4 protein-coding genes, 1 tRNA gene and 1 rRNA gene are annotated in these 11,385 nt (G+C 69.6%); 5 read left to right on the top strand and 1 reads right to left on the bottom strand.

The window, feature by feature from the left end; translation table 11 throughout:
* The 3 genes from rrf to ACIQNG_RS37300 all read left to right on the top strand — a co-directional run.
* Nucleotides 1–93: ribosomal RNA gene (rrf, locus tag ACIQNG_RS37310) — 5S ribosomal RNA — on the top strand; the annotation flags it as partial.
* A gap of 114 nt (nucleotides 94–207) precedes the next feature.
* Nucleotides 208–870 carry a DegT/DnrJ/EryC1/StrS family aminotransferase gene (locus ACIQNG_RS37305; protein ID WP_401426363.1) on the top strand — a complete coding sequence of 221 codons (663 nt, stop codon included), beginning with the start codon at nucleotides 208–210 and terminating at the stop codon, nucleotides 868–870.
* A 74-nt stretch (nucleotides 871–944) separates the two neighbouring features.
* Nucleotides 945–1,017: transfer RNA gene (locus tag ACIQNG_RS37300), tRNA-Thr, on the top strand.
* 50 nt (nucleotides 1,018–1,067) lie between these two features.
* On the opposite strand, the gene ACIQNG_RS37295 is transcribed toward ACIQNG_RS37300, so the two are convergent.
* Nucleotides 1,068–3,815 (bottom strand): SpoIIE family protein phosphatase, encoded by a 2,748-nt coding sequence (locus tag ACIQNG_RS37295; RefSeq protein ID WP_401491464.1) that lies wholly within the window; start codon nucleotides 3,813–3,815, stop codon nucleotides 1,068–1,070.
* A 567-nt stretch (nucleotides 3,816–4,382) separates the two neighbouring features.
* Between ACIQNG_RS37295 and ACIQNG_RS37290 the strand changes: the two genes are divergently transcribed.
* A complete protein-coding gene (locus tag ACIQNG_RS37290; protein ID WP_401491462.1) occupies nucleotides 4,383–9,959 on the top strand; it encodes a HAMP domain-containing protein in 5,577 nt (1,858 codons plus the stop codon).
* Nucleotides 9,960–10,627: 668 nt separating this feature from the next.
* The gene (locus ACIQNG_RS37285) at nucleotides 10,628–11,311 is read left to right on the top strand and encodes a two-component system response regulator (RefSeq protein ID WP_401425220.1); all 684 of its coding nucleotides are present in this window, start codon (nucleotides 10,628–10,630) and stop codon (nucleotides 11,309–11,311) included.
* The last annotated feature ends 74 nt before the right edge of the window (nucleotides 11,312–11,385 follow it).

Raw genomic sequence — 11,385 nt, 5'->3', positions numbered from 1 at the left:
ACGCCCGGTTACATTCCGAACCCGGAAGCTAAGCCTTACAGCGCCGATGGTACTGCAGGGGGGACCCTGTGGGAGAGTAGGACGCCGCCGAACAAATAGTGAAGAGGCTGGACCCCGAACTTCGGTTCGGGGTCCAGCCCTTTTTTATTTGGCGTCACTTGGTGTTCACATTGCGCTACCAGCATTCCCAGCATGAGTACTGCTGTACTGCTCAAGGCGGCCGGCGTAGGAGTCGGCGACGAGGTCGTGGTACCGGCCTTCGGGAGCGTCGAGGTGGCCGAAGCCGTGGCACGCGTCGGAGCGCGGCCCGTGTTCGCCGACATCGACCCGGTGACGTACTGCCTGGACGCCCGGGCCGTCCAGGCGGCCATAACCCGACGGACGGCAGCGGTCGTTGTGGTGCATCGGTTCGGTCGACCGGCCGATGTGACAGCGATGCACGCCATGGGGCAGCGACACGGGCTGCTGGTGCTGGAATCGGGCGAGACGGCACTGCCGTACGACGAGATCGCCCAGCGGCGGCAGCGGGCCGCCTACCTGGACGCCAAGCTGCGAGGCGTGCGCACACCCGAGGGAGCGGTGGGGCACACGTATCAGCAGTATGTGGTGCGGGTGTTGGGGAACGGGCGGCCGGACCGCGACGCGTTCGCGCGGGCCCTGCGGGCCAGAGGCGTCGAATGCCGGGTGCCGGTGAAGACCGCGGTGCATCGACTGCCGGCCTTCCGGCAGTTCGGGTGCCTTCCGGAAACCGAACGGGCGGCGGGCGAGACCTTGGCGCTGCCCGTGGACGCGTCCCTGACGAAGCGGGACATGCAGCGGGTCGTGAGCGCGTGCAATGCGCTCGGGGGACTGCTTCAGCCCGCTTTCTGACCGTGGTTGGGAGGACCCGTCCGTTCGGGGTATGATCTATTCCGTTGCCGCGAGGGAAACCTCTAAAGCGACAGGCCCCTATAGCTCAGTCGGTAGAGCGTCTCCATGGTAAGGAGAAGGTCAACGGTTCGATTCCGTTTGGGGGCTCAGGAAAAGGGAGCCTCCGCCCGAGCAGGGCGGAGGCTCCCTTTCTGTTTTCAGCTCTGCAGGCCCGGGACGCGCATCGCCAGGATGGCCATGTCGTCGGACGGGGCGTCGGAGGCGAAGCGTTCCACCGCGCGCATGATGCGGGCCGCGACCGCGCCGGCCGTCAGACCCGTGCAGGTGGTGAGGACTTCGGCGAGACCGTCGTCGCCCAGCATGCGGGTGCCCTCACGGCGTTCGGTGACGCCGTCCGTGACGCACAGGAGGACATCGCCCGGATCGAGGGTGATGGTCTGCTCGTACAGCTCCAGATCCTCCAGGACACCGAGGAGGGGCTGAGGTTCGGCGGCGGCCTCGACCGTGCCGTCCTGACGCAGACGGAGCGGGAGCGGATGTCCGGCGCAGACCACCTTCAACTCGGCGCTGCCGTCCTCGCGGGGGCGCATCTCGCCGTAGAGGAGGGTCAGGAAGCGGCTGCGGGAACCCTCGTCGAGGATCGCGGAGTTGAGGCGCTGGAGGACGGCGGGGCCGCTGAGGCCCTCGCGGGCGAGGAGACGCAGGGCGTGCCGGGCGAGGCCGGTGACCGCCGCCGCGTTCGGGCCCGTACCGCAGACGTCGCCGATCGCGAAGCCGTAGGTGCTGTCGTCGATGGGGAAGACGTCGTAGAAGTCGCCGCCGACCTCGTTGCCCTCGCCCGCGGCCCGGTAGATGACGTCGACCTCGACGCCGTCGATCTGGGGCAGGCCCGGAGGCAGGAGGCTGCGCTGGAGGGACTGGCTGATGGCGGTGCGCTCGGAGTAGAGGCGGGCGTTGTCCAGGGCGAGGGCGGCTCTGCGGGAGAGGTCCTCGGCCAGTTCGAGGATCTCCTGGCGGAAGTGTTCGTCGGAGGGCTTGCCGAGGGTGAGCATGCCGATGACGCGATTACGGGCCACGAGAGGGAGAACGACCGTTTCGCCACCGACCGCGGAGGCGGTGGCGAGGGTGGTGCCGATGCCCGCGCTGACCGTGGCGGGCTCGTTGAGGCCGAGGCTGCGCATGGAAGTGCGTAGGGCGGCCTGGTGGGCGGCCTCGGCGGGGGCGGTCCACACGTGGGCGCCGGGGGTGGGGACCGGGTCCGGCGGGGCGATCTTCCCGAGCAACGACTTGATGCCGTCGATGAGTTCCTCGTCCTCGTGCAGGACGTAGGAGAGGTACGGGTCGGACGCCTGGTCGGCGATGGTGTAGACGGCGCACCAGGTGGCCAGGGTGGGAACCGTCATCTGGGCCATGAGGGCCAAGGTCTGATCGCGGTCCAGGGTGCCCGCGAGCAGGTCGGACGCTTCGACCAGGAAGCTGAGGGAGCCGCGGCGCAGGCGTTCGAGTTCGCCGAGGCGGGCCGATTCGACGGCCAGCGCGATACGGTCGGCGGCGAACTGGAGGCGCAACGCTTCTTCGTTGGAGTAGCGGCCCGGGGCTTCGGCGGCGACGCCGAGGGAGCCGGTGAGGCGGCCCTCGACCTTGAGCGGGACGGTGACGACGGAGCGCATGCCGGTGCCGTTGAGGAGCGGGACGGCGCCGGGGACGGAGGTGAGGTCGTCGTGGACCGCGGGCATGCGGGCGGAGCCGTAGCGGCCGGGGCCGGCCTCGACGGGGACGCGGGCGAAGCGCTGGCGGGCGGAGGGCAGGCCGGTGGAGGCGCGGACCTCCAGTTCCGTCTCGTCGTCGGTGGCGAGGAGGAGGAAGGCGGCGTCGGCGTCGAGCATGTCGCGGGAGCGTTCCACGGTGCGCTGGAGCAGTCCGTCGAGGTCGTCGGGGGCGGGGGAGCCGATGAAGATCTCGAAGGGGTCGCTGCTCTGGCCCTCGGCGCTGCTGGTGGTGTCGGTCGCGGAGACGCGGACCGGGGTCTGCAGGACGGCGCGTTCGTGGTCGCGGACCAGGAGGCAGACGGTGGAGGGGTCGCCGTCGGTGTCGCGGACGCGCAGGTGGGAGGCGTACACGGGGACGACTCGGCCGGCCGCGTCGCGGATGCCGTAGCTGCCCTCCCAGCGGGAGAGCTGGAGGGCCTCGACGATGCCGGTGCTGGTGCCGGGGGTGTGCGGCCAGGCCGCGAGGTCGGTGAGGGGTTTGCCGGTCACCTGTTCGGCGGCGTAGCCGAAGATTTCCTCGGCGTCCTCGTTCCAGGCGGAGACGGCGCCGGTGCGGTCGATCTGGATGACGGCGACGCGGACCCGGCCGTCGGCGAGCGGCAGCAGCTCGGCGGGGAGGGAGGGGCCGGCGGTGCGGGTGCCGACGGCGCGCTGGGGGAGGTCGAGGTGGAACCAGACCTGTTTGTGGGTGGGGGTGTAGTCGACGCCCCAGCGGCGGGCGAGGGCGGCGCAGAGCTGGAGGCCGCGGCCTCCCTCGCGGTCGAGGTTGCCCATGGAGGCGGCCGAGCCCTGGAGAGCGATCTCACGTTCGGGGTAGCGGTCGGCGACCTCGATGCGTACGCCGTCGTCGCTGCGCAGACACAGGACGTCGGCGGCGGTGCCCGCGTGGACGACGGCGTTGGTGACCAGCTCGCTGGTGAGGACCACGGCGTCGTCGACGATGTCGGCGAAGCCCCAGCCCTGGAGGGTGTCGCGGACGAAGGAGCGGGCGGAGGCGACCGAGCGCCCTACGGGCTCGAAACTGGCAGCCGCTCGCGCGGTGATCACGGAACTCCTCGACCGGTCGTCGATGTGCAGGGCGTCGAGGCCGATCGGCTCGTGCCGCGACTGGGACGGCAGCCCGTCTGTCGGCCGGGGGTCCGGGGGATGTCCCCCCGGGATCAGTCCGGTGGTCATGTTGTGCGGCCGTCCCTCCGATGCCCGCTCGTTCTCGTGCCACCGCCCATGCCGGACGGACCGGTGCGGCTGGACAGCCGCATGCAAGGTTACTTACCTTCCCCGCCCATGCGGATGCCCGGTCACCGGTGTTTCCGTCCAGAGGGTGCGGACGATGTGCGAAGCTGCCGAACTGTTATGGCCTGGTTCGGCCGGGGTGAAACACTGGGCAGGCTTGTGGGGAAGGTCCGGACAGGCCGAGTGCGACACGCCTGGCGTGGGCACCAGCCCTGAATGCGGTCCGTACGCCGTCCCCGCGGCGGCCGGTGCCTCACCGAGGGGAACGCTCCTACGGTGGCCGGGACCGTGGCGCGGCAGCACGATCGAACAGCAGTAGCACCGAACGAACTGCGGCGGCACCGACAGGCAGCGGCAGCACTGACAGGCAGCAGCACTGACAGGCGGCAGCAGTGCCGACGGACAGCAGCAGCACCAACGAACAGCAGCAGTGCCGAACAATCGTACGAATCATCGAGTGCGGCATCACCGAGTACAGCCGAGATGGTCGACCCCTGCGGGAGGGACACAGTGGAGTCTGGCGCAGCGACGCGGGGCACGAAGAGTCGCGCGAAAGGCGGACCGTCTCAGAGCGATCAGCGTAGGTCCCGCGCGGGGACCACCGCGGTGGACACGGCCGCTCTTAACAAATTGCTGACGGCGCTGGCGGCGATGCGGGACGGGAACTTCCGTAAGCGGCTGACGGTGTCCGGTGACGGGGTGATGGCGGAGATCGCCGCCGTCTACAACGAGGTCGCCGAGCGCAATCTGCATCTGACCGGTGAGCTGTCGCGGGTGCGGCGGGTGGTGGGGCGTGAGGGCAAGCTCACCGAGCGGCTGGAGTCCGGGGCCTGTGAGGGGTCCTGGGGTGCGGCGATCGACGCCTCGAACGCGCTGGTGGACGATCTCGTACGGCCGGTCTCCGAGGTGGGGCGGGTGCTGTCGGCGGTGGCCGAGGGGGATCTGTCGCCCCGGATGGATCTGCGGGCGCACACGCCGGAGGGGCCGGGGCATCCGCTGCGCGGGGAGTTCCTGAAGGTCGGCCGGACGGTGAACAACCTGGTCGATCAGCTGTCGACGTTCACCGACGAGGTGACGCGCGTCGCCAGCGAGGTGGGCACCGAGGGCAAGCTGGGCGGGCAGGCGCAGGTGCGCGGGATGTCGGGTTCCTGGAAGGACCTGACGGAGTCCGTCAACACGATGGCGCACCGGCTGACGGCCCAGGTGCGGGACATCGCGCTGGTGACCACGGCCGTCGCCAAGGGTGATCTCTCCCGGAAGGTCACCGTCGATGTGGCCGGGGAGATGCTGGAGCTGAAGAACACCGTCAACACGATGGTGGACCAGCTCTCCGCGTTCTCGTCCGAGGTGACACGCGTCGCGCGTGAGGTGGGCACCGAGGGTGAGCTGGGCGGGCAGGCCCAGGTGTCCGGGGTGGCCGGGGTGTGGAAGGAACTCACCGATTCGGTGAACACCATGGCCGGCAATCTCACGGCCCAGGTGCGAGGTATCTCACAGGTCACCACCGCGGTCGCCAACGGTGATCTGTCACAGAAGGTGACCGTGCAGGCGCGCGGTGAGGTCGCGCAGCTTGCAGAGACGATCAACCAGATGACGGAGACCTTGCGGATCTTCGCCGACGAGGTCACGCGGGTGGCCAACGAGACCGGCGGGGAGGGGCGGCTCGGCGGGCAGGCGAACGTGCCCGGCGCGGCCGGCACATGGAAGGACCTGACGGACTCGGTCAACACGGTCTTCCGGAATCTCACCACGCAGGTGCGGGACATCGCGGCCGTCACCACGGCGGTGGCCAGCGGTGATCTCTCGCAGAAGGTCACCGTGGACGTGGCCGGGGAGATGCTGGAGCTGAAGAACACCGTCAACACGATGGTCGACCAGCTCTCGGCGTTCTCCTCCGAGGTCACCCGGGTCGCGCGTGAGATCGGGGTGGAGGGCGAACTGGGCGGCCAGGCGCAGGTGATGGGCGCGGCCGGTACCTGGAAGGACCTCACGGACTCCGTGAACACCGCGTTCCGTAACCTGACCGGGCAGGTGCGCAACATCGCCCAGGTGACGACGGCGGTCGCGAACGGTGATCTGTCGCAGAAGGTCACCGTCGATGTCTCCGGCGAGATGCTCCAGCTCAAGAACACCGTGAACACGATGGTGGATCAGCTGTCGTCGTTCGCCGAGCAGGTCACGCGGATGGCGCGGGAGGTCGGTACGGAAGGCCGGCTCGGCGGTCAGGCGCAGGTGCCGGGCGTGTCCGGGACGTGGAAAGAGCTGACCGACTCGGTGAACTCCATCACCGGCAATCTGACCGCGCAGGTGCGGCAGATCGCGCAGGTCACCACGGCGGTGGCGCGGGGTGACCTCTCGCAGAAGATCACCGTGGACGCGCGCGGGGAGATCCTGGAGCTGAAGAACACCGTCAACACGATGGTCGACCAGCTCTCCGCCTTCGCCGACCAGGTGACCCGGGTGGCCCGCGAGGTGGGTACGGAGGGCCGGCTCGGCGGTCAGGCGCAGGTGCCGGGTGTGGCCGGGGTGTGGCGGGACCTCACCGACTCCGTGAACGGCATGGCGGGCAACCTCACCGCGCAGGTGCGGCAGATCGCCCAGGTCGCCACGGCGGTGGCGCGGGGTGACCTCTCGCAGAAGATCACCGTGGACGCGCGCGGGGAGATCCTGGAGCTGAAGAACACCCTGAACACGATGGTGGACCAGCTGTCGTCGTTCGCCGAGGAGGTCACCCGCGTCGCGCGCGAGGTGGGCACTGAGGGCAAGCTGGGCGGCCAGGCCGAGGTGCAGGGGGTCTCCGGCACCTGGAAGGACCTGACCCAGTCGGTGAACTTCATGGCGAACAACCTGACCGTGCAGGTGCGGTCCATCGCCGATGTCACCACCGCGGTCGCCAAGGGCGATCTGTCCAGGAAGATCACCGTCGACGCCAAGGGCGAGATCCTCGAACTCGTCACCACCGTCAACACCATGGTCGACCAGCTGTCGTCCTTCGCCGAGCAGGTGACCAAGGTCGCCCGCGAGGTGGGCACCGAGGGCATCCTGGGTGGTCAGGCGCATGTCCCGGGTGTCGTCGGGATCTGGAAGGACCTGAGCGACAACGTCAACCTGATGGCCAAGAACCTGACGGTGCAGGTGCGCAACATCTCCCAGGTCGCGGCGGCCGTCGCCAACGGCGATCTGACGCGGACGGTGACCATCGAGGCGCGCGGCGAGGTCGCGCAGCTCGCCGACACCTTCAACACCATGGTCAAGACGCTGAGTTCGTTCGCCGAGCAGGTCACGAAGGTGGCCCGTGAGGTGGGTACGGACGGCATCCTCGGCGGGCAGGCGCACGTACCGGGCGTGGCCGGCACGTGGAAGGACCTCACCGAGTCGGTGAACCAGATGGCGTCCAACCTGACCGGCCAGGTCCGCAACATCGCCATGGTGACCACCGCCATCGCCAAGGGCGATCTCACCAAGAAGATCGACATCGACGCGCGCGGTGAGATCCTCGAACTCAAGACGACCATCAACACCATGGTCGACCAGCTGTCGAGCTTCGCGGAGGAGGTCACCCGCGTCGCCCGCGAGGTGGGCACGGAGGGGGCGCTGGGCGGTCAGGCGCGGGTGCGGGACGTCGACGGCACCTGGCGCGACCTCACCGAGTCCGTGAACGAGATGGCCGGGAACCTGACCCGGCAGGTGCGCGCGATCGCGCGCGTGGCGACCGCCGTGACACGCGGCGACCTGAACCTGAAGATCGACGTGGACGCCTCCGGCGAGATCCAGGAGCTTCAGGACTACATCAACAAGATGATCGCCAACCTGCGTGACACCACCATCGCCAACAAGGAGCAGGACTGGCTGAAGGGCAACCTCGCCCGGATCTCCGCGCTCATGCAGGGCCGCCGGGACCTGGACGACGTGGCCTCGCTGATCATGAGCGAGCTGACGCCGGTGGTCTCCGCGCACCACGGCGCGTTCTTCCTCGCGATGCCGCTGATCGACGGCACGGACCCGGCGGCCGGGTCGGACGACGACTACGAGCTGCGGATGCTGGGGTCGTACGGATACTCCATGGGCTCCATGCCGACCTCGTTCCGGCCCGGGGAGGCGCTGGTCGGTACGGCCGCGCACGAGAAGCGCACGATCCTGGTGGAGAACGCGCCCAGCGGCTATCTGAAGATCTCCTCGGGGCTCGGCGAGGCGCCGCCCGCGCAGGTGATCGTGCTGCCGGTGCTGTTCGAGGGCAAGGTGCTCGGCGTCATCGAACTGGCCTCGTTCACGGCGTTCACCCAGATCCAGAAGGACTTCCTCAACCAGATCGCCGAGATGATCGCGACCAGCGTCAACACCATCTCCGTGAACACCAAGACCGAGGTGCTGCTGAAGCAGTCGCAGGAGCTGACCGAGCAACTGCGGGACCGGTCGGAGGAGTTGGAGAACCGGCAGAAGGCCCTCCAGGCGTCCAACGCCGAACTGGAGGAGAAGGCCGAACTGCTGGCCCGGCAGAACCGGGACATCGAGGTGAAGAACACCGAGATCGAGGAGGCCCGGCAGGTCCTGGAGGAGCGGGCCGAGCAGCTCGCCGTGTCGATGCGCTACAAGAGCGAGTTCCTCGCGAACATGTCGCACGAGCTGCGCACCCCGCTGAACTCGCTGCTGATCCTCGCCAAGCTGCTCGCCGACAACGCGGACGGGAACCTGACGCCCAAGCAGGTCGAGTTCGCCGAGACCATCCACGGGGCCGGTTCCGATCTGCTCCAGCTGATCAACGACATCCTGGACCTGTCGAAGGTCGAGGCGGGCAAGATGGACGTCTCCCCGACGCGGATCGCGCTCGTCCAGCTCGTGGACTACGTGGAGGCCACCTTCCGGCCGCTGACCGCGGAGAAGGGCCTGGACCTGTCGGTGCGGGTGTCGCCCGAGCTGCCGGCCACGCTGCACACCGATGAGCAGCGGCTGCTCCAGGTGCTGCGCAACCTGCTGTCCAACGCGGTGAAGTTCACCGACTCCGGGGCGGTCGAGCTGGTGATCCGGCCGGCCGGCGCGGATGTGCCGCAGAACATCCGCGAGCAGCTCCTGGAGTCCGGGTCGGTGTCCGATCTGGGGGCCGAGCTGATCGCGTTCTCGGTCACGGACACCGGCATCGGGATCGCGGCCAGCAAGATGCGGGTCATCTTCGAGGCGTTCAAGCAGGCCGACGGCACGACCAGCCGCAAGTACGGCGGTACGGGCCTCGGGCTGTCCATCTCGCGGGAGATCGCCCAGTTGCTGGGCGGGGAGATCCACGCGCAGAGCGAACCGGGGCGCGGCTCGACGTTCACGCTGTATCTGCCGCTGCACCCGAGCGAGCTGCCCACCCAGGGCTATCAGACGGCGTCCCCGCAGCCGGAGCTGACCGCGATCGAGGGGCGGCCCGCCGCCCCCGCCATCGAGACACCGGCGGAGGTGAAGTCGTACCGGGAGACCCAGAGCGGTGCCGCCGCGCTGTTCCGGCGCCGGCGCCGCGGGGTGGAGGCGTTCTCACGGCCGTCCATGCAGGATCCGTGGGGGATCGAGGGGCGTGGGCCGGCTCCGTTCGGATCGGCGCACGACGGTGCGCAGGACCAGGGGCCCGACGCGGGGCGCGACTCCGGGCAGGGCTTCGGGCCGGGCACGGTGTACGGGAGCGCGGACCGGGGGGCGTACGGAGGCGGGCCGGACGCGGGTGAGGTGGTGCGGTTCGACGGCGAGAAGGTGCTGATCGTGGACGACGACATCCGCAATGTCTTCGCCCTGACCAGCGTGCTGGAGCAGCACGGGCTGTCGGTGCTGTACGCCGAGAACGGGCGGGAGGGTATCGAGGTGCTGGAGCAGCACGACGATGTCGCCGTCGTGCTGATGGACATCATGATGCCGGAGATGGACGGGTACGCGACGACGTCGGCGATCCGCCGGATGCCGCAGTTCGCCGGGCTGCCGATCGTCGCGCTGACCGCGAAGGCGATGAAGGGCGACCGGGAGAAGGCGATCGAGTCGGGCGCGTCCGACTATGTGACCAAGCCGGTGGACCCGGATCATCTGCTGGCGGTGATGGGGCAGTGGATGCGGGCGCAGTGAGGGGGCGGGTGCAGTGACGGGGCGGGTGGCTGGTGAGGGGGGCGGGTGCGGTCACGTGGCTGGCGGCTGGCGGCTGGCGGCTGGCGGCTGGTGGCGGGTGGCCGGTGACGGGGCGGATGCGGTGACGGGGCCGGTGGCTGGTGGCCGGTGTCGGGGCGGACGTGGTGCGGGGCCGGGGATGGCCGGTGACGGGGCTGACGCGGGGCCGGGGCCGGGGTGGGGTCGGCCGGTGACGGGGCGGGTGCGGTGATGGGGCTTTGGCCAAGGGTTTGGGGGTGTTGAGCAGGCCGGTTGTGGTGAGCGGCCGGGCTGTGGTGGTGTGATGTCCGGGGCCCTGGGCGTCAGGCACCGGGGCCCCGATGCCGGTGTGGTCGTGGGGTGTCGTGGGGTGCGGGAATGGTGAGAGTTCACGCGGAGTTGTCGACCCGGGGTGCCGGGTGGTGCGTGAATGTGAGCGTTCCGGGGAACCTTCCGTTCTCGCCCCGCGTTTCTGCTACGTGCACAGTGACATCACGGTGACAGGGTGTGGCGACAGGCGGGGTGCGGCTACGATGACCGGCACGAGGACGGGTGGCGAGACGGAGTCGTCCCCTGGGGTGGCCCCCGAGGGCGCTTCCCCAAGTCCTGCGGACAGGGGAGGCCCCATGCCGGGGCGAGGAGGGCGGGCCATGGTGCAGAAGGCCAAGATCCTCCTGGTCGATGACCGGCCGGAGAATCTGCTGGCGCTGGAGGCGATCCTCTCGGCGCTCGATCAGACGCTGGTGCGGGCATCGTCCGGGGAGGAAGCGCTCAAAGCACTGCTCACGGACGATTTCGCGGTCATTCTGCTGGACGTCCAGATGCCGGGCATGGACGGTTTCGAGACCGCCGCCCACATCAAGCGGCGCGAGCGGACCCGTGACATCCCGATCATCTTCCTCACCGCGATCAACCACGGCCCGCACCACACCTTCCGCGGGTACGCGGCCGGTGCGGTCGACTACATCTCCAAGCCGTTCGACCCGTGGGTGCTGCGGGCGAAGGTCTCCGTGTTCGTCGAGCTGTACATGAAGAACTGCCAGCTCCGGGAGCAGGCGGCGCTGCTGCGGCTCCAGTTGGAGGGCGGCGGTGGCAAGAGCGGGGCCGGCGCCGCGAAGGAACCGGCCGGGTTGCTCGCCGAGCTGTCCGCGCGGCTCGCCGCGGTCGAGGAGCAGGCCGAGGCACTGTCGAAGCAGTTGGACGACGAGTCCGCGGACGCGGCGGCCGTCGCCACGGCGGCGCATCTGGAGCGCAAGCTCACCGGGTTGCGGCGGGCACTGGACGCGCTGGAGCCCGGCACCGGCGGCAACGCGCCGGTCGTCACCCCTAACTGAACCGACCCGCGTGATGGTTGCGCGGGGGCGCGGGCTGTGACCCGTACGGGGCCCGGGGCTGTCGTCGGACGGTG

It is taken from the genome of Streptomyces sp. NPDC091377 (genome assembly GCF_044757045.1).
GTDB lineage: Bacteria > Actinomycetota > Actinomycetes > Streptomycetales > Streptomycetaceae > Streptomyces.
The sequence above is the reverse complement of the archived record's forward strand: the minus strand, read 5'-3'. Positions and strand labels throughout refer to the sequence as shown.